This is a genomic window from Mesorhizobium sp. ES1-4, from assembly GCF_020164745.1.
Taxonomy (GTDB): Bacteria; Pseudomonadota; Alphaproteobacteria; order Rhizobiales; family Rhizobiaceae; genus Mesorhizobium.
The window spans coordinates 126,152-151,536 of the sequence record NZ_JAIUGV010000009.1; the positions used below are offsets into that span (position 1 = coordinate 126,152).

The window sequence follows — 25,385 nt, forward strand, 5'->3', positions numbered from 1 at the left end:
TGGGAGAAGGTGGCCGAGCGAAGCTCGGTCGGATGAGGGGTGTTCCAGGGAACACCAACGTCTCACTCCGTCCAAGCACCCTCATCCGTCTCGGCGCCGATCCACCTTCTCCACAAGGGGAGAAGGCGGAAACGCGGCTCTTGCTTACTCCCCCGGGCCCTTGCACGCCACGATCTGGTCCTTGGTGTACGTCGTCCAGCCCGGGATCATGATCGAGACCGGCCATTCGGGGCTGAGCGACGGATCGGCGGCGGCCTTCAGCTTGGCCTTGCCTTCCTCGGTGGCGTTGTCCCAAAGCTGCGGGTCGACCAGCACGGTCTGCTGTGCCGGCTTCTTGCCGTCGAGGATCTGCAGCGCCAGAGTCACGCCGGCGCCACCGATCGAGCCGGGGTTGGTCACCGCCGCCCCGACGAGGCCCTTGACCGAGCTCAGCTGGCCGACGAATCCCGCATTGTCGGCGCCGACCACTGGCACCAGCGGCGCCTGCGATTCGACCAGCGCGTCGACGATGACGTTGTCGATGCCGGAGGTCCAGACGCCGTTGAACGGCGTGCCGGTGGCCAGGAACGACAGCATCTGCTGCTTTGCCTGGTCCTGCTGCCAGCCGGTGAAGACTTCCTGCGCGACCTTTACATCGGGGAATTCGGCCAGCGCCTTCTTGAAGCCTTTGTCGCGGTCGCTATCGGCGGACGCACCGGCCGCACCGCGCATATAGAACACCTCGCCCTTGCCACCCATCTGCTGGAACAGCCATTTGGCGCCGAGATAGGCATATTGTTCCTGGTTGTTGGAGATGATGTAGGCCGAAGGCTCGGTGACCGCCTGGTCTACGGCGACGACGACGATGCCGGCCTTGGTGGCTTCCTCGAGACCCGCCTTGATGCCGGCCGGATCGGCGGGGTTGACGACGATGGCGTCGACCTTGGCGCTGATCAGGTTGCGGATGTCTTCGAGCTGGCCGGCCGCATCGGTGTTGCGGTGGGCGATGTTGAGCTTGGTCACTTCGCCCGAGGCGAGCGCCTGCGCCTTCATGGCGCACACCATCTCCTCGCGCCAGCCATTGCCCTGCACGGTGTTGGAGATGCCGATCGTGTATTTGCCGGCGGCGGATGACACGCCCACCGAAGCCAGCAGGGCAGCACCCGCAAGCAGCGGGACGATGGTCAGGATTTTCTTCATTTCAGTCTTCCTCCACATTGTTTTTCAGTTCCAGTTCAACCCGTTAAAGCACGCCGCTGACAAAATGAGTCACGCGGCGCGCTTCACTTCATTTGACGAAGGGGCGCAGCACGTCGCGGGCGAGCAGGAAGCCACGCTTCACTTGATCGTCGCTGCCTTCAAATCGCCTGTCCTCGTGTTCGATGATGATGGAGCCGTCATAGCCGGCGCGGTAGAGGCCGGAGAAGAAGCCGCTCCAGTCGACATCGCCGAGCCCCGGCATGCGCGGCACCTGCCACCCTATGCCAGCCGAAAGGATTCCGCGCTCGTACAAACCATCATGATCAATCATCAGGTCCTTGGCGTGGACATGCAGCATGTAGGGGCCGAACTCCCTGATGAAGCGCGCTTGGTCGATCATCTGCCAGACCAGGTGCGAGGGGTCGAAATTCATGCCGACCTCACCGCCCCAGGCTTCCAGGATGCGACGCCAGACCTGCGGCGAATAGGCGATGTTGTGCCCGCCGGGCCATTCGTCATGGCTGAAGATCATCGGGCAGTTCTCGAAGGCGATTTTTACCCCGTGGCCGCGCGCATGAGCGACGATCTCGGGCCAGATTTTCAGCGCTTCCTGCCAGTTGACGTCGACGGTTTTCGAGGCATCGCCGCCGCAGAAGGTGTTGACGACAGGCACGCCCATATTGGCGGCCAGCACGATGACCTTCTTCAGATGGCCGATGACGGCCTCGCGGTGGGCGGCATCGGGATGCAGCGGGTTGGGGTAGTAGCCGAGGCCGGAGACGGAAATGTTGTTTTCCGCCAGCGAGGCAACGATTTCCTTCGCCTGTGCGGCCGAGGTCGAGGCGGCATCGATATGGCTGGTGCCGGCATAGCGGCGAGTCGCGCCGGAGGTCTTCGGCCAGCAGGCGATTTCCAGCGCCTCGAAGCCGACGGAGCTCGCCCAGCCGGCAACCTCGCCAAGCGGCGTCTCCGCGAACGGTGCGGTGAGCAGTCCAAGTTTCATCATGCCTCCCTAGAGCGCGAACCCGCGATCGTTTCCTATAATGCCGATTGTTTGGATCGCTTCAACCTCGCGACCCATTCTGTTCCAGACTGTGTCGAACGGCCGCCATCGGATCATCCGAGAGCAGCTTTGCAAGCGCCGATGCGACGGCCGCGCGAAACGCAGCGTTCGCGGCAAGGCCGGGTTCGAAAATCGTGTCGATGGCCAGGATGGCTGAAGCCAGCGCCCGTGCATCGTCCCCGGTTTCGTCGGCGATCGCGGCGATCTTGCCGGCATAGGGATCCGATACCGGCCAGCGTTCGCCGAAGCGCGTCGAGGCCAGGATCAGATAGGCCATCCAGCCGGCGACCGGCACCGAGAGCAGTCCAATGCTCGCGCCCTGGCTCAGCCGATCGCGGATCGGGTTGAGCAGGCGCTGGACGATTTTCTGCGAGCCGTCGGTGGCGATCTGGTGATTGCGGTGGCGGATGGCGGTGTTGCGCAAGCGGCCAAGGCTCTGCTCGACATAGGCCGATGGCTCCATCCCGGGCACCGGCATCAGCGTCGGCAGCGTTTCCTCGACCAGCATGCGCCTGACGAAGACCGAAAGCAGCGGATCGGCGATGGCATCCGATGTGTGTTCGAGCCCGGCCAGCCCGCCGAGCGTGGCAAGCGTCGTTTGCGCCCCGTTCAGCACCCGCATCTTGAGATGCTCGAAGGGTGTGACGTCGTCGACAAAGGTGGCGCCGGCCAGATCCCAGCGTGGCATGCGGCCGGCAAATTTCTGCTCGATCACCCATTGCCGGAACGGCTCGCCGACGGCAACGGCGCTATCGCGGTAGCCGAACCATTGTTCGACGCCGCCGAGGTCATCGCGCGTCACCGCCGGCGCGATGCGGTCGACCATGGCGGAGGGGAAGGCGGCGTTGGCCGCGATCCATTCGGCCAGCCCATCGCCGCGCCATTCGGCGAAACTCCGCACGACATTTTCCAAGATGATGCCGTTTGTCGGAATGTTGTCGCAGGAGAGCAATGTCAGCTTCCCGCCACGCGCGGCACGGCGCATCTCAAGCGCCCTGGCCAATATGCCGGCCACGCTGCGCGGTGCTTCGGGGTTGGCGAGGTCATGGACGATGTCGGGATGATCGAGATCGAGTTCGCCGGTCGAGGGGATGTGGCAATAGCCTTTTTCCGTGACCGTCATCGTCACCAGTTCGATGTCGGGCGAGGCCAGCACGTCGAGCGCGGGCGCGGCGCTCTCCTGGCTGTCGACCACCTTCACGATGCTGCCGATGACGCGCGCCTCGACATGGTCGTTCTCACGGATCAGCCTGGTATAGAGGCCGCCCTGCCGGCCGAGCGTATCGGCAAGGGTGGGCGGGCGGATGTTGATGCCGATAATGCCCCAGCGGTCGAACCGATGCGACAAAAGATCGTCGGTGTATTCGGCCTGGTGGCAGCGGTGGAAGGCGCCGACGCCGAGATGCGCCATGCCGGGTTGGAGCGCGGCCCGGTCGTAGGACGGCTTCCGGACAGCGGCGGGAAGCCTCTCCAGGAGACCAGGGCCGAGCGTTTCGATGCTGCTCACCGGTTTGCGCCGATCACCGACTGCTCCTGGTCGATCACCGAACCGGTCATCGGGCCGGCGGCGTCGGAGAGCAGGAAGACGGCGAGGTTTGCGATATCGTCTGGTGCCAGCAACCTGCCGAAGGGCTGCGCGGCGTTGGCGGCGTCGAGCCATCCCGGGCCGTTGCCCAGCGTCTGCGCCTGCATGACGCGTTCGGCCGGCGTGTCGGTCCACCCGACATTGATGCCGTTGACGCGGATGCGGTCGAAGCGGTGGGCATTGGCGGCGTTCTTGGTCAGCGTCGCCAGCGCGCCCTTGGTGGCGGAATAGACGGCAAGCTCCGGCGAGCCGCAATGGGCATTGACCGACAGGATGTTGACGATGGCACCGGGCTGTCCGCGCTTCCTCATGTCGGCGATGGCCGCCTGCATCAGAAAGAACGGCGCGCGCGCGTTGACCGCGAACAGCGCCGCCCAGTCGTCGGGGGTGGCATCGAGGAAGGAGGCGCGGTCGGTGAGGCCGGCGGCGTTGACCAAGCCGTCGATGCGGCCGAAGCGCTCGATGCAGGCCTGCGCCAGCAAGGCCGGGGCTTGCGAATCCGCGAGGTCGGCGGCGACGAAAATCGCCGGCGTGCCCAATTGCGACAGCTCCGCCGCCACGGCGTCGCCCCGTGTCTTGTCGCGACCGGTGACCAGCAGGCCAGCGGCGCCCGAGCGCGCCAGCGTCTCGGCGATGGCGCGGCCGATGCCTTGTGTCGACCCGGTGACCAATATCACCTTGCCGTCGAGCCTGATCTCCATTCCTCCTCCCGGAACAAAGTTTCTATTTTTCGAAATATGGAACGATGGTTCCCGATAGTCAATTGTGCCAGCGGCGCCTTACTTACCGCGCCGTGCGGCGACCCCATGGACCAGCGCCATGCCGACCGCCAGCGAGGCGGCCAGCGAGCGGAAGCCGGCGAAGTCGGATTCCACCACTTCCAGCCAGCTGTCCGACAGCCGGGTCAGCGGGCTGAACGTGCTGTCGGTGATGGTGACGATGCGGGCCTTGCGCTCATGCGCCACGGCGACGAGGTCAGGCGTGATCGAATTGTAGGGGCTGAAGGAAACCGCCAGTACCGCGTCGCGGCTGCCGATGCAGCCGATCTGGTCAAGCGCGGTGGAACCGACATTGTCGACCAGCACGTTGCGCACGCCCTGCTGCGAAAGCGTCAGCGACAGATAGGCGGTGACGGGAAAGGCGCGCTTGGAGCCGATGACATAGATCAGGTCGGCGGTGGCCAGCAGCGTCACCATCTTCTCGAAGCTCTCGACGTCCAAACCGGCTTCGATGCGCCCAAGCGAAGCCTGCGAAGCGCCGACCATGCCGTGCAGGAAATGCAGATGCGCATTGGGCTCGGGTGTCTCCCGGTCCTGGCCGCGTCCTTCGGGCCACGATCCCTTCACGTGCTCCTTGAACAGGCCTTGGAAATCGGAAAAGCCGGAATAGCCGAAAATCTGCGCGAAGCGCACCAGTGTCGAGGGCTGCACGCCCGCCTGCGCGGCCACCTGCGCGATGGTGCCAAGAGCCACGTCGCTCGGGTGCTGCCACAGGAAGATCGCCACCTGCCGCAGCCGCTTGGGAAAGTGCACGGTGCCCGACGACAGCACCGCGCGCAGTTCCTCATAGGTCCGCGGCTGGATATAACCCAACGCCGCCAGGGAGCGTCCGCGCTTGCGCGTCGCCGCCTCGTCGGCACTGGACCGTCCGGATGACTTGCGTGCCCCACTCATGATTTCAGGCTAACGTGGCACGATCGTATTACAATATGGAAATTGGAAATCTTGTTCGAAAGTGCTAGGGGCTCGGCTCGGGTGCTGAGGGTTGGCCGAGACCTTCCCCGACTTCGTCATCCCCGGGCGGAGCAGGAGCGAAGCTCCGTCGCGAAGACCCTGGGATCCATGCCGTGACGGCTGTCGAGGAATGCAGCGGATAGGGATTCTGCACGGTAGCGGCACTTCAAAATCGCGGCATGGATCCTGGGGTCTGCGCCGCGTCGCTGCACTCCTTGCTCCGCCCCAGGATGACGAAGCGATAGGTAGGAGGATAAGGATGGTCTATGCGACATCGGACGGATCGGCGGGCAAGCGCCTGAGGGTCGGCATGGTCGGCGGCGGCCGCAATGCCTTCATTGGCGCCGTGCATCGGCTGGCCATGCGGCTCGACGACCAGATCGCGCTGGTCGCCGGTGCGCTGTCGTCCGATCCGGAAAACGCCGCCGCCTCGGCCGCCGAGATCGGCATCGCGCCGGAGCGCAGCTATGCCGACTATCGCGCCATGGCAACGGCCGAAGCCGCGCGGCCGGATGGCATCGAAGCTGTGGTCATCGTCACGCCCAACCATCTGCACGCGCCGATCGCCACGGCCTTCCTCGAAGCCGGCATCGACGTGATCTGTGACAAGCCGCTGTCGACGACGCTGGCCGACGCCGAAGCGCTGGTGGCGCTGACCAGGGCAAAGAAACGCCGCTTCGTCGTCACGCTCAACAACACCGGCTACGCCATGGTGCGGCAGGCGCGCGAGATGGTGATGGCGGGCGAGCTTGGCCGGATCGTGTCCGTGCACGGCGCCTATATCCAGGACTGGCTGACCAAACCGATCGATGCCGAGGGCCAGAAGCAGGCGGAATGGCGCACCGATCCGGCCAGGGCAGGGCAGTCGGCGGTGCTGGCCGACATCGGCGTGCACGCCTTCAACCTGGCGAGCTTCATCTCCGGCCGCGAGGCCGAGACGGTGTCGGCCGACCTGTTCACCGCGGTGCCTGGACGCCGGCTCGACGACAACGCCCATGTGCTGGTGCGCTGGACGGGCGGAGCGCGCGGCACGATCCTGGCCAGCCAGACATCGCCCGGCCACTACAACGACCTGTCCGTGCGCGTCTATGGCGACAGAGCCGGGCTCGCATGGTCCGGCACGCGGCCGGAGGAACTGCGCTTTACGGTCCATGGCGAGGAAACCCGCACGCTGGTGCGCGGCGGCCACGGCTCGACGGCGGAAGCCCGCCGCGTCTCGCGCATGCCGGCGGCGCATCCGGAGGGCTATATCGAAGCCTTCGCCAATTTCTACCGCGATGCCGCCGACATCATCCGCGCGCACCGGTCGGGCGCTGCCATCGATCCGGCGCGCGCGGCGCAGGTGCCCGACGTGGTCGACGGCGCACGCGGGGTGAAGTTCGTTGCCGCGGCGGTGGAGTCGAGCGCGGCTGGCGGGGCGTGGACGGCCGCGCGGTTTGGCTGAGGCGCGCGAAGCTTTCTGCTATAGAGCGCATGCCGGGGATTTCGAATGAGGGCTAGCTTGCCACTGGCAACCGTCGAGATCGAGCAAAGCTTCTCAGCCGGTCGGAATCCATTGCGTGCCCGAATGCATAGCCTTGCAATATGTCGCAGCCAAGCTCTTTGAGCACACGGGCGTGCTTCATTGTCTCGACGCCTTCGGCTATGATCTCGATGCCTAGGGATTTGCCGATTTCGATGATCGACGAGACGACCTGCCGTCGCTGGTGCGAGTTCACGATAGGATCCACCAACTGGCGATCTATCTTGAGGCGGCGAGGCTGCAATTTGAGCAGGCTGACAATAGAAGCATAACCGGTACCGAAATCGTCGATTTCGATGTCGATGCCGAGTTGCTTGATCTGCTCGACGTTCCACGTGACCAGATCATCGTTGTTGTCGAGGAAGATCGACTCGACGAGTTCAAAGGAAAAAGTCCCCTTTCTGATGTTGAGGTCACGCAAGCTCTTCAGGAGTTCCTCGTCTTGAAGGCGTCGTGCCGATACGTTGACCGACACGCGCGGAATACCGATCTTGTCGGCGGACCACGCTTCGAAATCCAGAAGCGATTGCTGGAGGACTTTCCGGTCAATTACCGACACGACGTTCAGTTCTTCAGCGGTCTTCAGGAAAGCATCAGGCGTCAGAATCCCCTTCTCTGGATGCCTCCACCGCACCAGCGCTTCAACGCCGACGATCTCCAGCGTCTTTGCATCAAATTGAGGCTGGTAGAACACGATGAATTCGTCTCGTTCGAGGCCGGCTAGAATCTCGTCGGCAATTCTCTTCGTGTTGACGATTTCGCTTTGCAGTTCTCCGCTGAAGAATTCGTAGCGGTTGCGGCCCCGCTTCTTTGCCCGGTAGAGGGCAATATCGGCATTCACCAGCAACTGTCTGGTATCGGCCTCTCTATCATTGTCGATCGCAATCCCGACGCTGACGCCAAACCGACATTGATGGCCGTGGTAATAAACAGGTCTGCGCATCTGCTCGATGATGTTGTCAGCGAGCGCCGCGGCCTGGCTGACATCGCCGTGCACCGTGCAGAGCACGATGAATTCGTCTCCTCCAATGCGAGCGACAAAACCGTGGTCGCCGACGTTGGACTTGAGAACGGATGACGCATGCACCAGCATTGCGTCGCCCGCCGCATGACCAAGCGTATCGTTGATGTGCTTGAAGCGGTCCAGATCGATGTGAAGCAGCGCCGCGCAGCCGCCGTTTACTCTGGCCTTTGCCGCATAATCTTTCAGCATCTGGTCCAGATAGCGCCGATTGGGCAAATCCGTCAGCGAATCGTGCAGGGCAATGTGTTCGATGCGCGCTTGGGCGGACTCGAGTTCGGTATTTTTCGACTCGGTCAACTGCTTTGCGCGAACCAGATCGGTGGTCAGCAAGACGTCTGCCGTCACGTCCCACTCCGCGCCGACCATTCGAGGCGAATTGTTTGCTATCTGGTAGAAGATCGCCGTGGACCGGACGTGACGGATTTCGCCGTTGGGCCGAACAACCCGGTATTCCGATGAATATGTGCTTCGCCCGGCTACTGCCTTGTCGAAATCCGCAAGCGCGCCAGGCAGATCGTCAGGATGAATGGCCCCGGCCCAGTCCGAATATCCGCGCGGTCCGCCATCGGGCTCCCTGCCGTAGATCTCGTTGACGCGATCGTCCCACGTCAGATGGTTGGTTTTGAGGTCGTGCTCCCACACTCCGATGGCCGACGCCTCCAGAGCAAGTTCCAGCCGTCGCGACAGCCGATGCAGTTCCCCGTAGTTTCGCTGCCTCTCCTTGATCAGGCGGCCTGCCGCCAGGGAGGGGATCAAGATCAGCGCGGCCGCTGCCGCCATGATCGCCCTCAGCAGCCATGCGTTGGCGGGAGTGGTGGGCCAACCGTTCTTGGGAATGGCGGCGATCTGCCAGGAGCCCGACGGGAGCAGAACGTCGGCCGTCACCGGATTGTTTTTGACGACGCGTTGGTCACCGAAGAACTGGACTCCCTTCGCGCCAAGGGCATCGCTGCCGATGAGCGCGACGTCAATCCCGAGATCCTTGTCGAGGAGACCCGTCGCCTGGTAAAGGCGCTGCACGTCGACGACCGCCGAAACGATGCCCCAGAACCGGTCGGTGTTGCCCGCGCTTTTCACGAATACCGGGAAACGACCGATGAAAGCCTGTCCTCCCTGCGCCAGATCGACCGGGCCAGCGAGAATGAGCCTGCGCTCGTCGCGCGCACGCAGGGCAGCCGCCCGCTGCTGGTCGTTCTTGCGGTAATCGAGACCGATGGCCTTCTCGTTGCCGGCCATCGGATACATCAAGGAAATGACCAGGTCGGGCGCGCCGGCAATATTGCGAAGTTGGGACTCTTCGCTGAACAGGCGGCTGGCAAGTTCCGTGAAGCGTTGCTCTCCCATGTATGGTTCGGTCGTGACCGCGGCGACCAGACCTCGAACCAGCTGAAGGTTGCCGTTGATGTTTCCTTCGAGCTTGGCGCGAATGACATTGACCTTGGCCAGCACATCCACGCGGGCGGCCTGGTCCGAAACGATCTTGTTCTGATGGTCCGCGAACGCCGCGCAAAGGGCAATAACCACAATCGCAATCCCCACCGGCATCCTTGCCGGCGAGAAGACGGCCTTGCTCACGCGGCCGAGCATTTTGGCGAAATGAGCCAAAAGGGCGAGGTTCCCTGTGCTTGTCAGGCTCCTGGGTGAGCCTCATCAGGGGAATATTAGTACGCAATAACTTAATTTTAGCCTTCACAGTCTTTAAAATTTTTGCGCTAAAATTTTTGCGCGTGCCGGCGCTGGTGCGGGCAATTGCACCAGCACTCGCCACATGGTGGCGTCAGTGGCTATCGACCTTTTTCTGGACGATCCGATACGTGCCAACGCCGCGCTTGGTTGCTCCAATTGAATAGGCCATCGGAATCTTTGGAGCGTTTTCGGGGAGGCCGTACATGTCCTTGCCGGCCCTCACCGCGAATGAAAAATGCTGCCAGGAAACCGCGTCATGCTCGTTGAGGAAATCGAGCGTGAGCCCGGCCGCGATCAGCGCGTTCACCACGTCGCTGATCGGATGGATCCACTCATAATATCGAGGATGCTCCAGGGTTCGTTCATCGCCGGTATAGGTCTGCTTCTCGTTCCAGACGAGCGGCCGCGCCACCGGCGTTCGCCAGTCGTCCTTCAATTCGAGGGCGGCAGCCTTGCGATTGCACTGGAACATCAAGGGATGGCCCTCGGCCATGTACAGCCGGCCGCCAGGCCGCAGAAGGTCGGCGACCACCCGCGCCCAACGAAAGACATCGTCAAGCCAGTTCACCGACCCCCAGGTGACGTAGACTACGTCATAGGTCTGGTCGAGTGCTTCGACCGCCTCGTATAGCGGCGCCTCCACGAAGCGAACGTCACTGCCTGCCTTGGAGGCGAAATCCCTCGCCGCGGCGACCGCCCTCGGTGAAAAGTCCAGGCCGGTCACGCTGCCCGCGCCGAGATTCCTCAGGCTGATCGTGTCCAGCCCGATGTGACATTGCAGATGGACGATGTCCTTGCCGAAAATGTCTCCGACCTCGCGCGTTTCCAGCTCATAGAGATTGGATCCACCGGCCAGCACATTCTCAATGCGGTAGCTGCCCGTTCTGTCGGTCGCGTGTATTTCGGCCCGATCGTCCCAATTCAGCAGGTTCGCGTCCAGAAACGGTTCCAAAATGCCCCCCATCTCAGCCGTTGCAAGGTTAACAGCTGGTTAATAGACATTGCAGCGAGCAGGCATGCGCGTCAATCCCGGAAGTCGCGCCCGTCGCGGCGCCCATTCCCGAGATCGAGACGATCGCTGTCATCAGCCCGGTGATGAAACAGCTGCTGGGAAGAGGCTCCCCGGTTCAGCGAGTCCGCCTTTGCCGGCCTTTGAGGTGACGAGTCAGCGATATTGCCGGCAATCACCCGACATCCAATTGCGCTACCAAATCCGACAGCATCGGCCGCTGACCCTTCAGCATCTTCACCTCGGCTTCGGCCAAGGTGAACCAGCCGGCTCTGTCGACCTCAGGGAATTCCTTCATCGTTCCGGACTTCGGCGGCCATTCCATGGTGAAGGTGTTGCTCTTGATGGCGGCCACATCGACGTCGGCCTCGACGGACCAGGCGATAACGATCTTGCCGCCGGGTTGCTTGTAGTCACCCAAGCGCGTGAACGGGCCATCGATGGTGATGCCAATCTCCTCGCGGGTCTCGCGTTGCGCCGCCGTCAGTTCGTCCTCACCCTCGACGAGGCCCTTCGGTATCGACCAGGCGCCATCGTCCTTCTTCACCCAGAACGGGCCGCCGGGATGCACCAGCAGCACCTCGGTGTCATCACCGCCGCGGCGATAGATCAGCAGGCCCGCGCTGCATTTTGCCATATTTGCATGTCCGTTTGCGGCATTGGTGCGAAGTCGGCGGATTCCGCGCCGATCATGGCTGCCGATCTTGCACGGGGAAATTACGACGCTATGTCAGGCACATCCGCATTGCACCTTATCGGCGAGTCCGGCAATCTGATAGCATCGTTTCCGGGGCGGCGTCGAAGGTCAGGTGAGGCGTCCGAATGCAGCTGAGTCTGATCGGCTACTACAGCGACTTCGTGGTCTATCCCCTGGTGATCGCCATATTGGGCGTGGCCGGGCTGGTCGAGGCCGGAGAGGAGGGGGCGCCGGACTGGATCGGCACTGTGCTGATCTGCCTCGGCCTGTGGACGCTGGTCGAATACGTCCTGCACCGCCTCGTTCTTCATCACATTCCCTGGATCAAGGACCTGCACGACCGCCATCATGTCGAGGAGCGCAGCCCGGTGGGCACGCCGACCTGGCTCAGCCTGGGCGTCCATGCACTGATCGCCTTCCTGCCCGTCTGGATGATCTCCGGTTTCGCAACCGCCAGCGCGGTGAGCTGCGGATTGATGCTGGGCTATCTCTGGTACGTCAGCGTCCACCACATGATCCATCACTGGCATCCGACCCACCCGAGCTATCTCTACACGCTCAAGCGCCGCCACGCGGTCCACCACCATGTCGACGAGAACGCCAATTTCGGCGTGACGTCGATATTCTGGGACCGGGTTTTCGGCACCGCACGGCTCTGAGAGGCGTTATTCGCTTTTTCTTGACAATCCGTGCTTGCCTGATGTTACTGCCGCAAGCCGCTTGGGCGTGGGGAAATTGCCGTGAAGAAGATCTATCGAAAGCCGGTGCTGGTGAAGCGCGCGTTGTTGTCCACCGTGACCGCCGCGCCGGTTAGTTCCGGGCGTTGACCCGGAAGGTGTGACGGCGAGGGGCTGAGGCACCTCCGCTCACAGGTCCTTTTGCGCCAGTTCCCTGAATTCGTCGGGCACCGAACGCGCCGCCTCCAGCGCCACCGTGCCGTAGCCGACCGCCTGTTTGCCGAAGCGCTCGCGGATCTTGTCAATGGCGCGGTCGGCGCCGAAGCGCGCGAGGCCTTTCTGGCTGCCGGGGCGGCGCTTCTCGTCGGCGAGGCCGAGCGGCAGGTCGAGCTGCAACTCGGCGCCTTCTTCCAGATGCGACACGGAAATCGCCAGCAGCGAGATCGTTTTCTCTGCGGCGTGGTCGGCGAGCGCGCCGCGCACCAGGTCGCCGGCTATCTCGGCCAGCATCGCGGTTGCCGAGATCGGCTGTTCCAGCGTGATCGAGCGCGTGACGGCGCTGAGATCGGCAAAGCGCACGCGCACCGTCACCGTGCGGCCGGGGCGGTTCTTGGCGCGCAACCGGCTGGCGACACGGTCGGCCAAATGCAGCAGCGTCGGCACGATCACCCGCGCCACGGCCGGCTTCTGCCCGAGCGCCGATTGCGCGCCGGCCGAGTGCGCCCGGCGCTTCGTCTCCAGCTTGCGAGAGTCGCGGTTCCACGACAGGGCCGCAAGCTTTTCCCCGGCGGCGGGGCCAAGCAGCCGGGTCAACGCGCCGCTGTGCGTCCGGGCCAGTTCGCCGATGGTCTCGACGCCGATCTCGGCCAGCCGCGCCCTGGTTGCCGGCCCGACGCCCCACATCAGTGCGACCGGCAAATCGTGCAGGAAGGAAAGCTCAGTGCCGGGGTCGACCACCACCAGCCCGTCGGGCTTGGCGACCTGCGAGGCGATCTTGGCCAGATGCTTGGTACGCGCCACGCCGATCGAGATCGGCAGGCCGAGTTCGGCCCGTACGCGGCGGCGGATCGCCGTGGCGATCTCCCGGGGAGAGCCGAACAGATGCGTGCAGCCGGCGACATCGGCGAAGGCCTCGTCGATGGAGATGCGCTCGACCACCGGCGTGAAATCGTCGAGCACCTTGATCGCCGCGTCGCCCAGCCGCTGGTAGTGGCTGAAATTGCCGCCGACGAAGATCAATTGCGGGCAAAGCTCGCGCGCCTTGCGCCCCGGCATGCCGCCGCGCACGCCGAAGGCGCGCGCTTCGTAGGAGGCGGCGAGCACAACGCCGCCGCCGACCGCGATCGGCTTGCCGCGCAGCGCGGGGTCGAGCAACTGCTCGACCGAGGCATAGAAGGCGTCGAGATCGGCATGGAGGATGGTGGCCATCGTTTCCATCCTGTTCCGCTCATCCGCGATTGCTGATAGACCGGAACATATAGAGAACAAAAGCAGACCCGTTGTCAATGCGGGATCGTAGGGGCCGTAGGATGCGCCTTTCGCCGCGAGGGAGAGGCCTACACAAGATGCTCCGACCGCAGCGCTGCCTTCATCCGCTCCAGCGCTGGTTCGCCGCCCCCGGCCAGTTCGTCGGCGATGCGGGCGAGGTGATCGTCTGCCTTGCGGTGCTTGCTGCCCCAGGCGCCGAGCGTGGCCAGCACCGGCAAGAGGTCGATGCCGGCTTCGGTCAGCCGGTAGATCGCCTTCAGCCCGTGGGTGGGATCCTCACTGCGGGTGAGGATGCCTTCATCCTGCAGCGTCTGCAGCCGCTCGGCCAAAGTGCGTGAGGAGATGCCCTCATCCGATTGCAGGAACTCGCGAAAATGCTTTTTGCCGGCGAAGACCAGGTCGCGGATGATGAGCAGCGTCCAGCGATCACCGAGCAGCTCCAGCGACAGGCTGATCGGGCAGCCGGATCTTTCACGCGTCGACATCGCTATGGTTCCACTTTTAAATCACTTTACTATTGACATCATTTTTGGACAAGTCAATACTTCCAAAAGTAAACCATTCCTGGGCTGCCGGAGCTGACGAGGAGACCCCGATGAAAAAGCTCATCCTTCAAATGCAGATGTCGGTCGACGGTTTCGTCGGCGCCAATGCCGAGCATCCGTGGCAGCTCTGGGAGTGGGGCGACGACAATGGCTGGGACGCCGAGTTGAAACAGGACTTCAACACCGTCTTCGCCGGAATCGACACCATCCTGCTCAGCCGCAAGATGGCCGAGGAGGGTTATCTCACCCATTGGGGCAATGCGGCGAGAAAATATCCGGCTGATCCGTTTTATGCCTTCGCCCAGCGCATCGTCGACGCGCGCAAGGTGGTGCCGAGCGACAGGCTCGAAGCCTCGCGGTGGGAGCGTACGACGGTGGCGAGCGGCGACCTGCCGCGCGAAGTCAAGGCGCTAAAGGCGGGCGAGGGTGGCGACATGGCCGTCTTCGGCGGCGCCGGCTTTGCGTCGGCGCTGATCGCGGCCGGGCTGGTCGACGAGTTCCAGCTGTTCATCAACCCGGCGGTGCTCGGTGCCGGACGCCGGATCTTCGACCAAGGCGGCTTCCGAAACCTGCGGCTGCTCGGCTCGAAGGCCTATGGCTGTGGCATGGTGGTCAACCGCTACACGCCGGCCGGGTGAGGGGACGCCCAAAAAATAGTGTTCGGGTAGAATCCTTTGCCCGCCTCTCTTCGTCTTCAAGGTGCGGTCGCCATCAGGGCGGCCGCGTCAAATGCTGAATGGAGAGACAGACCATGATCCTGGTGACAGGCGCCACCGGCCTGAACGGCAAGGCGATCGTGTGCGAATTCGCGCGGCAGAGGCGTCAAGCGCGGGCGCTGGTTCGCGATTTGGACCGAGCATCCGCGGCGGGGCTCGGCGTTTGAAGGGGAGATCGTGCTGGTCGTCGACAGGCTGCATGGCGAGGTCTGGCGGCAGGCATATCTGGTGCGGATCGGCGCCACGGGCGGGGTGATCGACAGCATCAGCGATTACTATGCCTGCCCGTGGATCCTGGAGATTACTTCGCATCATGAAAGATGATGCCGGCCGTGTGGCGCATGCCTGAGCGCAGTCGGCTGACGCCGTGGCGCAGATTGACGCGGTAATTGCCTTTCGTTCCCCGCACCGGCCGGTTGTGGACGGCAAAGGCCACCGCATCGCCCTGGCGCAAGGGCACCACCTCGACCCGGCTCTGCATGCGCGGCCGCTGTTCGGTCAGCGCGAATTCGCCGCCGGTGAAATCCTTGCCCGGCTCGGACAGCAGGATCGCCACCTGCAGGGGAAAGGCGAGGTCGCCATAGAGGTCCTGGTGCAGGCAGTTGAAGTCGCCCGGCACATATTGCAGCAGAAGCGGCGTCGGCCTGACCTGGCCGGCGGCATGGCATTGGTCGAGAAACGCGGCATGCGTGGCGGGGTAGCGCATGGCGACCCCCATGCGCTCGTTCCACCGGTTGGCGACATCGGCCAGCCTGGGATAGAGCGCGCCGCGCAGGCCGCCCAGCAGGTCCGGCAAGGGATAGCGGAAATAGCGGTATTCGCCCTTGCCGAAACCGTGCCTGGCCATGTGGATGTGGCTGCGGAAATGCTGCTCCTGGGGGTAGAGGCCGGCGAGCTGCCGGCACTCTTGCGGCGACAGCAGCTTTTCCATCACCGCGCAGCCGAAGCCGTCGAGCTCGGCGGTGAGCGCCGGCCAGTCGTAGGCGCCGATGCGTGTCTCGGCGGCTTCGACCAGCGATGGGGCAACCCTGGCGTCGGCGTTCATATCGCGGCCACCCGGTCCAGCAAGGCGCGCTTGCATTCGACTCCCCAGCGGTAGCCGGACAGTGTGCCGTCGGCGCGCAGCACGCGATGGCAGGGAATGCCGAGCGCGATGGCATTGGCGGCACAGGCCCTCGCCACGGCGCGGGCGCCGTCCGGCATGCCGAGGCGCCGGGCAAGGGCGGTGTAGGTGACGGTGGCGCCGCACGGGATGGTGCGCAGCATCTGCCACACGCGCTGTTGGAAAGGTGTGCCATGGCGCATGTCGAGCGGCAGGTCGAGGCCGGCAGCGGGCTTCTCGATGAAGGACGCTATCGCGGCGAGATCGCCGCGCAAGCCGGCCTCGTCCTCGAGCAGCACCCTGCCGGGAAAGCGGTTCGCGAGGTCCCGTTCCAGAGCCTTGGCGTCGGCGCCGATCAGGATGGCGCGGACGCCGATGGGGCCGCGCGCGACGAGAATGTGTCCAAGGGCGGATTCGCCAAGGGCATAGGTGATGGTGTCGAGGGCGGCAGCGCTGGAGGTCGCCGCCGGCATATGGGCTTGCATGTGGTTCATTGCCTTCACTCCTTCCGTATGCCTGAACCCTAGCCGCCTGCCGGCTGCTCCTCACTCCGGTGCTTGCTTTCAAATCGAACTCTGAGAATTTGGCTTGAAAGGAACCGTAGAGCGCTCAGCGTATTAGGCGATCCGCGTGACGGACACCTCGCCCAGCACGAACACTTCGCCCGACATCAGCCGCATCTCGATCTCGCCGGTCGCGGTGCGGTTCCACTCGGCCTTGCCGTCCTCGACAAGCGCGCCAATGGCAGCCATCACCAGCGCCTTCGCCTTTTCTTGGCCGACGGCAGCGCGGTTGGCGGCCTGGCTGTTCGCACTGGTGGTGGAAGACCTGGCCATCACGCGCATTGCCGGGTTCCCTGTCAGGCCCGCGAGGGCCGGCTGTCGGCTGCCTTCACCGGCCCGCCGGCCTCGCGGTCGAGCAGCACGCGTTTGCGCTCCGCGCCCCAGGCATAGCCGGACAAAGCGCCATCCCTGCGGATCACGCGGTGGCAGGGAATCGCCACCGCAAGGGCGTTGGCGGCACAGGCGGCGGCGACGGCGCGGGCCGCCATCGGCGCGCCGATACGCTGCGCGATCTCGGCGTAGGAGATGGTGCGACCGGGCGGTATGTTTCGCAATGCCTGCCAGACGCGCTGCTGGAAGGCGGTGCCGCGTACGTCGAGCGGCAGGTCGAGACCGAGCGCCGGCGCCTCGACGAAGCCGACGACGCGCGCGACGAGCGCCTCATAGTCGCCGTCGCCGCCGACCAGCCGCGCCTTGGGGAAACGGTCCTGCAGATCGCGCACCAGCGCGTCGGGATCCTGACCGAGCAGGATCGAGGCGACGCCCCTCCGGCTCGAGGCGACCAGGATGGTGCCGAGCGAGGATTCGCCGACGGCGAAGCGGATCTCCTCGTTGGCGCCGCCGGCGCGGTAGCGCGTCGGCGTCATGCCGAGCATGCCAGTCGATTTTTCGTAGAAACGCCCGCTCGAATTGAAACCGGCATCGTAGATCGCCGACGTCACGCTGGCGCCGTCTTGCAGACCCTGCCGGACCCGGGCGGCACGCCGGGCCGCTGCATAATCTTTCGGTGTCAGCCCGGTGACCGCCTTGAAAACGCGATGGAAATAGCCGGGGCTGCGGCCTGCTGCATCGGCCAGTTCGGCGAGCGACGGTTCGTCCTCGCTGTCCTCGATAAGGCGGCAGGCATAGGCGACCATCGCGGCGTTGCCTGCCTCGAGCGAAGGGCCGTCCGGATTGCAGCGCCGGCATGGGCGGAAGCCTGTCGCCCTGGCCTGGTCCAGCGTGTCGTGCAACTGCACGTTCTTCGGGTTGGCGCGCCGCGATGGACAGGATGGCCGGCAATAGACGCCGGTCGTCGCCACCGAATACCAGAATGCGCCATCGGCCGACTTGTCGCGCGCCACGATGCGCGCCCAGCGCGGATCATCGGCCACCGTCAGCGGCGCGGGTTGCGGATGTTTGGCCAAGGTGATGAACATAAGCGCATTGAAGCCGCCAAAAGCCGGCCTCGCCACCCGTTTCCTGCCAATGTCAGGAGGTGAGCTTGCCTTGAATGGGCGCTTTGGCCAATGGTCCGGTTTCAAACCGAGATACAATCAATCTCGCCCCAATTCGGGTAAAGAATGACAAGATTGATCCGATCCCGTGGAAGCCATTCATTCGCACATGCAATTGTTCAACCTGTCGCGAAAGGCTTTGGCCGAGGTGATCGGATCGTCGCCTCGGGCAACCGAGGTGCTGAACAGAAAGCGCGCCCTTACCCTCGACATGATCTTCAAACTGAACAAGGAATGGAACATTCCCGCCGAAATTCTCGTGCGACCCTATCACCTCGCAAATGAAAGGGGCGGCAAGCGCGCCTAAGCTTATCCATGCGCTTGCCGATAGCGCCGGCTCCTACGCCGCGCGTTTGGGTTCGACCGCGAAAGGGCTGAGCCCGAGCCAGGCCTGCATCTTCCTGCCGATGGCCTGGTCCCCGGTCAGGGCGACTTTCGCGCCGGCCTTTTCGACCGTGAGCACTCTCATCCAGATCGCCGTCATCGTGTGCAGGTCGGTCGACACATAGAGGTCGACGTCGAAGCCCGGATCGTACCAGCACAGGTCGACTTCGCCGTGCTTTTCCACGATCAGCCACCAGGAGCGCTTGGAGGCGGGGAGTTCCTGATACAGGAATTGTATCACCGTGCGTCCCTCGGGCAGCGGCGAGGGATTCAGGTTGCGCCGCATGTCCCACATCAGCAGCGACGGATCGAGGTTCTTGAGGGACAGGCGGGACTCGACCCATTTCTGGCCCCAGAAGCCCATCGCCTCGACGACCGGGCGCAAGTCGCGGCCGGCCTCGGTCAGCCGGTAGTCGAAGATCCCTTTTTGTCCCTGGACCTCCTTGCGCTCGACGATCCCCGCCAGCTCAAGCTCCTTCAGCCGTTGCGACAGAAGGGTCGGCGACATTTTGGGCACGCCGCGGCGCAGGTCGTTGAAGCGGGTCGACCCCGCCACGAGCTCGCGCATCAGCACCATCGTCCAGCGGGTGCACAGCACCTCGGCGGCCATCGATAGCGGGCAGAACTGTTTATATCCGTGCTGGGTCATGACTTGTGTCTCTCCCTCGAACCTGAGGCAACATTAGTCCTTCATGATTGAAGCGGCGAGTACAGAAACCGTACCGGCCCAGTACAGATCACGGACTGGCTGGCGTGGACCCTGCCATGCGAACCCTTTGGCCGGTGCACGGGATCCCCCTGTGTGCCGCAACCAGGAGACCACAATGACTGCTTACGTTATCGCGGACATCAAGATGAAGGATCCGAAATGGGTTCCGGCCTATGCCGCCTCGGTGCACGACCTCGTCCACAAGCATGGCGGCAAATATCTGTCGCGCAGCGGCAATGTGAAGACGCTCGAAGGCAAGCCGCTCGACACAACGCTGATCGCCCTGATGGCTTTCCCGTCGGAAGCCGCGGCGCGCGCCTTCACCGACGATCCGGCCTATGCGCCTTTCGTTTCGGCCCGCCAGGGTGGCAGCGACAGCCGTTTCCAGCTGATCGACGACACCGATCTGGCCGGAACGATACCGTATCTGCCCAAGGGATGACCGGCATTCGCCGCGTCGTCTTCGGGATCTCCAAACAGCAACAGCCACGGCGCTTGCCGGTCGCGCCGCCGTATTGTCGGCGGCCAGCCAGCCGTGCTTTTTCAACAGGAATGGAATGGAAATGAAATCGAACTTTCGCAACGGGCTTCTCATGGCGGGGGCCATGCTCGCCGTCTGCACGACCTTCGCACAGGCGCATCAGGAGGCGGCAGCGGGCGCGCCGGATGTCAGTCCGCTGGCCGAAAAGGTGCGGGCCGCCAACAGCCGGTTTCTCGACGTCAACGCCGCGACGGCGGAAGGCTATGCGCCCATTCCCTGTGCCAGCGGCATCACCGGTGGCGCCATGGGCATCCACTATGTCAATGGCGAGTATCTGAAGGACGACAAGATCGACATCGCCCGTCCCGAAGCGGTGATGTACGAGCCGATGGCCGACGGCACGCTGAAGCTGGTGGCGGTCGAATACATCACCTCGAAGGGGCCGGCCTCGCTTGAGGGACAGCTGTTCAACTTCAACAGTGCACCCAACCGCTATGGCCTGGGCCAATTCTACGAACTGCATGTCTGGGCCTGGAAAGGCAACCCGACCGGCACGTTCGCCGACATGAACCCGAAAGTGTCGTGCGAGCACGCGATGGCGCCAAGCCAGTAACCGGGATGGCCAGGCGGCATTGGCGCCGCCTGGCCAAAGCCTCGATTTCGCGTGAAGTCTCTCAGGCGGCCTTGATCAGGCCGAGCTGGGTGAGGGCGGCGACGCCGTCGTCGAGGCCGATTTCCTCGACGATCCTGCCGTCGATCACCTTCAGCACCGTGGTGCCGGTGAAGCGCATGGCGCGGCCGGTGGCGGCGGGCAGCGAACCGGCGAGGAAATCACCGAAGGCCGGGCCGGTATGCGTGCCGCCGCCTTCCCACTGGCCGACGACATAGTCGCCCTCGGCGATGAGATCGGCGGTGGCCCAGAAATTGAGATCCGGGAAAGCGGCTCGGAAATCGGTCATGAAGGCCTTGATGTCGTCGCGGCCGCGGCGCGGCTCGTGCAGCGAATACTTCAGCAGCATGTCGGGCGCGGCGACGGCGTCGACGACGGAGAGATCGCAGGTTTCACCCCAGAAGTCGGTGAACCATCTGACGACGACGGCTTTGTTGTCTTCCTGCTTGGTCATAGGGAGGTCCTCTTTTTGTCTGGCTCGGATCACCTGTGTCGATGATCCGAGGCATCCCTAGGACGACAGGACGCGCGCAAAACTCCGGTTCTTGCCCGCCAATCGAAAGACTGAAGTCACGATGGTCGCCGGGAGAGCAGGGATTCCGCCTCCTCTGCTGCCCGGTAACTGTTTCTTCTCTGGTTTTGCCGCAGATTGCCTACGGGTGGGGCAAGCGAAACGGACGATGGCGCGCCAGGGCAAGAAAAATCGCGACGAAGCGTTCTGGGTCAAGGCCCTGGAGAGCGCCGGTCTTGGCGTCTGGGACTGGGACCTTCGCACCGGCACTTGCTTCTACTCGGCGACCTGGGAGCGAATGCTGGGCTACGAGGAGAACGAGCTTGCCGCCACCAGCGACCTGTGGCTGCAACTCACCCATCCCGATGACCGCGAGCGTGCGCTGGCCAGCGGCGACCGCCACATTGCCGGGCTGGCCGACACCATCGAGACCGAACTCAGGCTCAAGCACAAGCAGGGCCATTGGATATGGGTGCTCGACCGCGGCGGCACCGTCGAGCGCGACGCCGGCGGCAAGCCGGTCAGGCTGATGGGCGTGCAGACCGACATCTCGAAGCAGAAGGCGGCCGAGGCCGCGCTCGAGCAGGTCAATATCCGATTCCGCCTGGCGCTCGCGGCCAGCGGCACCGGCATCTGGCACTATGACATGGCCACCAAAAAGAGCTATTGGGACGCCCGCACCAGGGACATGTTCGGCGTCGTCGCCGACACCGACGAGGTGGATGGCGACCTCTGGCACAGCTATCTGCATCCCGACGACAAGGAAGCGGCCGAACGGGCGCACCAGCCGCCACCCGGCTCGAACGGCGTTACCGCCTCGCAATATCGCATCATCAGGCGCGACGGCCAGATCCGCCATATCGAATCGCTGGTGCGCTTCATCGGCGCCGCCGGCGAGGCGGGCCAGATTCTCGGCACAGTGCGCGACATCACCGAGGCCAAGCTACGCGAACAGGAGCTTGCCTTCGCCGCCCGCCATGACGCGCTGACCGGCCTGTGGAACCGCGCCGCCTTCGACAGGCTGCTCGCCGATCAGATCGCCACCGGGGTGCCGCTTGCGGTGTTCTATGTCGATCTCGATTACTTCAAGGCGCTCAATGATTTCGCCGGCCATGCCGCGGGCGATCTGGCGCTGAAGAGCGTCGCGGCTGGTATCGGCAGCTGCCTGCCGCCATCGGCGCATGCGGCGCGGCTCGGCGGCGACGAGTTCGCGCTGATGGTGCCCGATTGCGACGCCGCGCAAGCCGAGCGGCTGGCCGGCGCCATCCTGGCGGCCGTGCGCGACGCCGATCTCGGCCTTGCCGCGACGTCGCGCCGGCTGGCGGCCAGCATCGGCATCGCCATCGTTCGCGACCGTGTCACCACGGTTGCCGACGCGCTGGCCTGCGCGGACGACGCCTGCTACGCGGCCAAGGCCGCCGGGCGTGATCGCTTCGCGCTGTTTTCGACCGATGCCGTCTCGGGGTCGGGCGGCCTCAACGCCGCACGCCTCGCCGCCGACACGGTGGACGCCATGGACGACGGCCGGCTGAAACTGTTCGGCCAAGAGATCCACCGGCTAGGCAGGCCCTGGGAAGAGAACCGCCATGTCGAGGTGCTGGCACGGCTTGCCGGAAAGAGCGGCCGGCTGATCCCGCCCGGCGAATTCATACCGGCGGCGGAGCGCTTCGGCGTTGCCGCGCGGCTCGACCGCTGGATCATCCGAACCGCGCTGTCACGGCACAGCGCGGCGATGAAGTCCGGCGCGATCACGCTTGGCTTCAACCTGTCGGCGCAGACGCTGAGCGATCCCGGGCTGTGGGATTTCGTCGACCGCATCATCGAGGAAACCGGGGCGCCGCATTCGGGCATCGGCTTCGAGATCACCGAAACCGCGGCGGTCACCAATTTCGATGCCGCCGAAACCTTCGTGCGCAAGGCGCGCGAGCGGCGCTGCAGGGTCAGCCTCGACGATTTCGGCGCCGGCATGAGTTCGTTCGAATATCTCAGGCGCTTTCCGGTCGACGCCATCAAGATCGACGGCTCGTTCATCGAGCACGTGACGGAAAGCCGCTTCGACCGCGAGATCGTGCTGGCCATAGCCAGCATCGCCCGCAGCCTCGGCTGCGCCGTCGTGGCCGAGAAGATCGAGCGGCAGGAGACGGTGGCCATGCTGGGCGATATGGGCGTCGAGTTCGGCCAGGGCTTCCTGCTGCACCGGCCCGAACCGCTGGAGCGGATCGTGGCGCGCGCGACGGGGATGGCCGGCGCATCGGGTCGCAAGGCGTCCTGACGAAGAACTTGATGCGCGAACACTGAACCGTTCAACGCGGCGCGTTGCGTTCAGCCGTGCTGGCGTACCGCCCCTGGCGGAAATTCCAGCACACCGGGTTCCGGCTTCCTGTGCTGTGCTTCCGTCACCGCCTCGATCAACAGATCGAGGGCCTCGCATGTCGAGCGGCTCGTCTCGTCATTGCCGTGCAGATAGTGGTAGGCGCGTTCGAGATGGAGACGGGCGGCTGAAAAATCGCTGGTCAATGGTCCCTCCATGATCCCGCCCTAATGTACCTTGGCCGACCTGACGAAACGCGCGGTAAATATCCACAGACGTCTTTTAGTCAAATGCCGAAGAGGCGAGACTGGTGGCGCCGTCGTGTCAGGAGTAGCGGCGCCGCGGCCTTGCGCGGTGTGGCGGCGCGGCTAGAGTCCGCTATTTCGCCCGAGGTGAAATCGATGATCGTCCAAGCCTGCATCAACGGCGCGCGTCCGCGCGATTTCCATCCCAGGCTGCCGCTGACGGTGCAAGCGATGGCCCACGATGCCGCCGCCTGCGTCGCGGCGGGCGCCGCCGAACTGCACATCCATCCGCGCGGCGCCGGCGGGCGCGAAAGCCTGGCCGCCGTGGATATGACGGTCCTTGCCGTGCGCCAGGCCTGTCCGGGCACATTGATCGGCGTATCGACCGGCGCCTGGATCGAGAACGATGTGGCGCGGACGCGCGCCGCTATCGCCGCCTGGCGGGAACTGCCCGATTACGCCTCGGTCAATCTCTCGGAGGCCGACGCACCCCATGTGATGGAGCTGTTGCATAAGCAGGGCATCGGCATCGAGGCAGGGCTTGCCACGAGGGAAGACGCGGAGCGCTTCGTGGCGCTTGCCGATCACCGCCGCGTGCTGCGCATCCTGATCGAGATCGACATGCCGGACCTGGCCACGGCCCTCGACGAGGCGCACCATATCGCCGCCGTTCTCGAACGCGCCGGCGTGCGGCGGCAGATCCTGCTGCACGGCGTCGACGGCACGGTCTGGCCGTTCGTGGACCTTGCGCGGCAAAAGCGCTGGTCGACACGGGTCGGGCTGGAGGACGGCAAGACGCTCGCCGACGGAACGGTGGCCAGGGACAATGCGGAAATCGTGGCTGCGGCGGTAGCGGCCTTTCACGGCGGAGTCGAAGACCGTACCGGCACATCCTGAGACGCGGCTCGGGCTGTCGCGAAGCGGGCGGCGCACGCGGGGGCGCCGCCACGTCGCGGAGGCGACCAGCGCAGGCGCGGCACAAATTAATTGGATGTAACTTGAGGAACAATTCAAATCAGGGCACGTTCAAGGATGGATGCGGGAGGAACCTGTCCAACTGTCTCGGAGCTCTCGCATGTCGCTTTCCGGCTCGACAACCCGCTACGGCAACCTTGCCCAGGCATTTCACTGGTTGACGGCGGTGCTGGTGCTCGCTGCCTTCTTGGTTTCGGCAGGTGGCCCGCCCGAACGGGTCTATTCGGCGGCCAGGGCGCCCACGCTGCTGCTGCATGAGTCACTCGGCTTTGCCGTTTTCTGCTTGTTGGTCCTTCGCCTGCTCTGGCGTCCGTTCGACCGCATTCCCGACGCGCCGGCCATGCCCGGCTGGATGGAGCTTGCTTCGAAAGCAACGCACTGGGCGCTTTACGCTCTGCTGTTCGCGGTCCCTGCGACGGCCATGATCGGCGCCTTGTTCGGCGGCCACCCGGTGACGGTGTACGGCCTGGGAGCGATCGGCCCGTTTTCTGGTACCTGGGGCGCTCCATTGGCTGAAATCCATGGCACGCTTGGCGATGTCATCATGTGGCTCGCCGGCCTGCACGCGGCAGCGGCCATCTTCCATCATGTCTTCCTTCGTGATCGCGTGCTGAGCCAGATGGTACCGGGCCTGCCCGACCCATCGGCCAGCCTCGGACGCCAGACACAGCCTTGACCCCAGAATGATAGGGATCGCCTGATTGACCACTGGGTGCCCTGCAGCGCCAGAAGCCGGCCTTGTCGGCATGGCCGTGATCGAGGCTCAACAGCAGCGGCAAAGTTGGTCTCACGGCGGTCTCGTGTCCGGGAGATATCATGTCCCGGGCGCGGTGTTCACTATTCCGCAGCGCCGCGTAGAAGGAGTTTCTGAAACTGGGCCGGTCGTTATTTCAGAAACTACCCTCAAATTGAACAGCTGTTGGAAGTTGATCGAATCTGACATATGGATTCCATTATTGCAGGAATGAGGATGTTTCTGAAATATGGATTTGTCAGCCCTATAGAGCGGGGGGT

The 25,385-nt window shown here is 64.2% G+C and carries 27 protein-coding genes and 1 pseudogene; 11 read left to right on the forward strand and 17 right to left on the reverse strand.

The window, feature by feature from the left end:
- Positions 1 to 144: 144 nt before the first annotated feature.
- From LB556_RS18695 to LB556_RS18715, 5 genes and pseudogenes are all read right to left on the reverse strand, one after another.
- On the reverse strand, positions 145 to 1,179 hold the full coding sequence (locus tag LB556_RS18695) for an ABC transporter substrate-binding protein (RefSeq protein WP_224569217.1): 1,035 nt from the start codon (positions 1,177 to 1,179) through the stop codon (positions 145 to 147).
- 88 nt (positions 1,180 to 1,267) lie between these two features.
- Positions 1,268 to 2,185 (reverse strand): sugar phosphate isomerase/epimerase family protein, encoded by a 918-nt coding sequence (locus LB556_RS18700; RefSeq protein WP_224569218.1) that lies wholly within the window; start codon positions 2,183 to 2,185, stop codon positions 1,268 to 1,270.
- A gap of 32 nt (positions 2,186 to 2,217) precedes the next feature.
- Positions 2,218 to 3,749: pseudogene (locus LB556_RS18705) on the reverse strand (mannitol dehydrogenase family protein).
- Positions 3,746 to 4,528 (reverse strand): SDR family oxidoreductase, encoded by a 783-nt coding sequence (locus tag LB556_RS18710; protein ID WP_224569220.1) that lies wholly within the window; start codon positions 4,526 to 4,528, stop codon positions 3,746 to 3,748. Before LB556_RS18710 ends, LB556_RS18705 begins: the two are co-directional and overlap by 4 nt.
- A gap of 78 nt (positions 4,529 to 4,606) precedes the next feature.
- A complete protein-coding gene (locus LB556_RS18715) occupies positions 4,607 to 5,500 on the reverse strand; it encodes a MurR/RpiR family transcriptional regulator (protein ID WP_224569221.1) in 894 nt (297 codons plus the stop codon).
- Between the two features lie 319 nt (positions 5,501 to 5,819).
- Between LB556_RS18715 and LB556_RS18720 the strand changes: the two genes are divergently transcribed.
- The gene (locus LB556_RS18720; RefSeq protein ID WP_224569222.1) at positions 5,820 to 7,004 is read left to right on the forward strand and encodes a Gfo/Idh/MocA family protein; all 1,185 of its coding nucleotides are present in this window, start codon (positions 5,820 to 5,822) and stop codon (positions 7,002 to 7,004) included.
- A gap of 52 nt (positions 7,005 to 7,056) precedes the next feature.
- On the opposite strand, the gene LB556_RS18725 is transcribed toward LB556_RS18720, so the two are convergent.
- The 3 genes from LB556_RS18725 to LB556_RS18735 all read right to left on the reverse strand — a co-directional run bounded on the left by LB556_RS18725 (position 7,057) and on the right by LB556_RS18735 (position 11,438).
- Positions 7,057 to 9,693, reverse strand: coding sequence for an EAL domain-containing protein (locus LB556_RS18725; protein WP_224569410.1), 2,637 nt, complete (start codon positions 9,691 to 9,693; stop codon positions 7,057 to 7,059).
- 190 nt (positions 9,694 to 9,883) lie between these two features.
- Positions 9,884 to 10,744: a class I SAM-dependent methyltransferase gene (locus LB556_RS18730; protein WP_224569223.1), complete on the reverse strand. Its 861-nt coding sequence runs from the start codon at positions 10,742 to 10,744 to the stop codon at positions 9,884 to 9,886.
- A 232-nt stretch (positions 10,745 to 10,976) separates the two neighbouring features.
- Positions 10,977 to 11,438: an NUDIX domain-containing protein gene (locus tag LB556_RS18735; protein ID WP_224569224.1), complete on the reverse strand. Its 462-nt coding sequence runs from the start codon at positions 11,436 to 11,438 to the stop codon at positions 10,977 to 10,979.
- Positions 11,439 to 11,623: 185 nt separating this feature from the next.
- On the opposite strand from LB556_RS18735, the gene LB556_RS18740 reads away from it, so the two are divergent.
- The gene (locus tag LB556_RS18740; RefSeq protein WP_224569225.1) at positions 11,624 to 12,157 is read left to right on the forward strand and encodes a sterol desaturase family protein; all 534 of its coding nucleotides are present in this window, start codon (positions 11,624 to 11,626) and stop codon (positions 12,155 to 12,157) included.
- A 207-nt stretch (positions 12,158 to 12,364) separates the two neighbouring features.
- Here the strand turns inward: LB556_RS18740 and dinB are convergent, their stop codons facing one another.
- Together dinB and LB556_RS18750 are read right to left on the reverse strand one after the other, a co-directional pair.
- Positions 12,365 to 13,612: a DNA polymerase IV gene (dinB, locus tag LB556_RS18745; RefSeq protein ID WP_318011296.1), complete on the reverse strand. Its 1,248-nt coding sequence runs from the start codon at positions 13,610 to 13,612 to the stop codon at positions 12,365 to 12,367.
- Between the two features lie 119 nt (positions 13,613 to 13,731).
- The gene (locus tag LB556_RS18750) at positions 13,732 to 14,148 is read right to left on the reverse strand and encodes a winged helix-turn-helix transcriptional regulator (protein ID WP_224569227.1); all 417 of its coding nucleotides are present in this window, start codon (positions 14,146 to 14,148) and stop codon (positions 13,732 to 13,734) included.
- A gap of 110 nt (positions 14,149 to 14,258) precedes the next feature.
- Between LB556_RS18750 and LB556_RS18755 the strand changes: the two genes are divergently transcribed.
- The 3 genes from LB556_RS18755 to LB556_RS18765 all read left to right on the forward strand — a co-directional run bounded on the left by LB556_RS18755 (position 14,259) and on the right by LB556_RS18765 (position 15,248).
- On the forward strand, positions 14,259 to 14,846 hold the full coding sequence (locus tag LB556_RS18755) for a dihydrofolate reductase family protein (protein ID WP_224569228.1): 588 nt from the start codon (positions 14,259 to 14,261) through the stop codon (positions 14,844 to 14,846).
- 113 nt (positions 14,847 to 14,959) lie between these two features.
- On the forward strand, positions 14,960 to 15,091 hold the full coding sequence (locus tag LB556_RS18760; RefSeq protein ID WP_224569229.1) for an NmrA family NAD(P)-binding protein: 132 nt from the start codon (positions 14,960 to 14,962) through the stop codon (positions 15,089 to 15,091).
- 10 nt (positions 15,092 to 15,101) lie between these two features.
- Positions 15,102 to 15,248 (forward strand): hypothetical protein, encoded by a 147-nt coding sequence (locus LB556_RS18765; RefSeq protein WP_224569230.1) that lies wholly within the window; start codon positions 15,102 to 15,104, stop codon positions 15,246 to 15,248.
- Here the strand turns inward: LB556_RS18765 and LB556_RS18770 are convergent.
- The 4 genes from LB556_RS18770 to ada form a co-directional block, all read right to left on the reverse strand.
- Positions 15,226 to 15,969, reverse strand: a complete 744-nt coding sequence (locus LB556_RS18770) for a 2OG-Fe(II) oxygenase (RefSeq protein ID WP_224569411.1) — start codon at positions 15,967 to 15,969, stop codon at positions 15,226 to 15,228. The genes LB556_RS18765 and LB556_RS18770 overlap by 23 nt on opposite strands.
- Positions 15,966 to 16,520 carry a methylated-DNA--[protein]-cysteine S-methyltransferase gene (locus tag LB556_RS18775; protein ID WP_224569231.1) on the reverse strand — a complete coding sequence of 185 codons (555 nt, stop codon included), beginning with the start codon at positions 16,518 to 16,520 and terminating at the stop codon, positions 15,966 to 15,968. The genes LB556_RS18770 and LB556_RS18775 overlap by 4 nt, the downstream gene beginning before the upstream one ends.
- A 123-nt stretch (positions 16,521 to 16,643) precedes the next feature.
- Entirely contained in the window at positions 16,644 to 16,871 is a 228-nt protein-coding gene (locus tag LB556_RS18780; protein ID WP_224569232.1) for a hypothetical protein, read from the reverse strand.
- 14 nt (positions 16,872 to 16,885) lie between these two features.
- Entirely contained in the window at positions 16,886 to 18,007 is a 1,122-nt protein-coding gene (gene ada / locus LB556_RS18785) for a bifunctional DNA-binding transcriptional regulator/O6-methylguanine-DNA methyltransferase Ada (RefSeq protein ID WP_224569412.1), read from the reverse strand.
- A 193-nt stretch (positions 18,008 to 18,200) separates the two neighbouring features.
- Between ada and LB556_RS18790 the strand changes: the two genes are divergently transcribed.
- Positions 18,201 to 18,392, forward strand: coding sequence for a hypothetical protein (locus LB556_RS18790; RefSeq protein ID WP_224569233.1), 192 nt, complete (start codon positions 18,201 to 18,203; stop codon positions 18,390 to 18,392).
- Positions 18,393 to 18,425: 33 nt separating this feature from the next.
- Here the strand turns inward: LB556_RS18790 and LB556_RS18795 are convergent, their stop codons facing one another.
- Positions 18,426 to 19,118, reverse strand: coding sequence for a winged helix-turn-helix transcriptional regulator (locus LB556_RS18795; RefSeq protein WP_224569234.1), 693 nt, complete (start codon positions 19,116 to 19,118; stop codon positions 18,426 to 18,428).
- A gap of 175 nt (positions 19,119 to 19,293) precedes the next feature.
- On the opposite strand from LB556_RS18795, the gene LB556_RS18800 reads away from it, so the two are divergent.
- Both LB556_RS18800 and LB556_RS18805 read left to right on the forward strand, forming a co-directional pair.
- Positions 19,294 to 19,620, forward strand: a complete 327-nt coding sequence (locus LB556_RS18800; protein WP_023774036.1) for a DUF1330 domain-containing protein — start codon at positions 19,294 to 19,296, stop codon at positions 19,618 to 19,620.
- A 115-nt stretch (positions 19,621 to 19,735) separates the two neighbouring features.
- Positions 19,736 to 20,272: a hypothetical protein gene (locus LB556_RS18805; protein WP_224569235.1), complete on the forward strand. Its 537-nt coding sequence runs from the start codon at positions 19,736 to 19,738 to the stop codon at positions 20,270 to 20,272.
- 61 nt (positions 20,273 to 20,333) lie between these two features.
- Here the strand turns inward: LB556_RS18805 and LB556_RS18810 are convergent, their stop codons facing one another.
- Positions 20,334 to 20,783, reverse strand: a complete 450-nt coding sequence (locus LB556_RS18810) for an ester cyclase (RefSeq protein ID WP_224569236.1) — start codon at positions 20,781 to 20,783, stop codon at positions 20,334 to 20,336.
- 226 nt (positions 20,784 to 21,009) lie between these two features.
- Here LB556_RS18810 and LB556_RS18815 point away from each other — a divergent pair, with 226 nt between their 5' ends.
- Positions 21,010 to 23,112 (forward strand): EAL domain-containing protein, encoded by a 2,103-nt coding sequence (locus LB556_RS18815; RefSeq protein ID WP_224569237.1) that lies wholly within the window; start codon positions 21,010 to 21,012, stop codon positions 23,110 to 23,112.
- Between the two features lie 50 nt (positions 23,113 to 23,162).
- On the opposite strand, the gene LB556_RS18820 is transcribed toward LB556_RS18815, so the two are convergent.
- Positions 23,163 to 23,357: a hypothetical protein gene (locus tag LB556_RS18820; protein WP_224569238.1), complete on the reverse strand. Its 195-nt coding sequence runs from the start codon at positions 23,355 to 23,357 to the stop codon at positions 23,163 to 23,165.
- A gap of 195 nt (positions 23,358 to 23,552) precedes the next feature.
- Between LB556_RS18820 and LB556_RS18825 the strand changes: the two genes are divergently transcribed.
- Together LB556_RS18825 and LB556_RS18830 are read left to right on the forward strand one after the other, a co-directional pair.
- Entirely contained in the window at positions 23,553 to 24,293 is a 741-nt protein-coding gene (locus tag LB556_RS18825) for a 3-keto-5-aminohexanoate cleavage protein (RefSeq protein ID WP_224569239.1), read from the forward strand.
- A gap of 178 nt (positions 24,294 to 24,471) precedes the next feature.
- Complete coding sequence (locus LB556_RS18830) at positions 24,472 to 25,047, forward strand: cytochrome b (protein ID WP_224569240.1); 576 nt, start codon at positions 24,472 to 24,474, stop codon at positions 25,045 to 25,047.
- Positions 25,048 to 25,385: the final 338 nt, after the last annotated feature.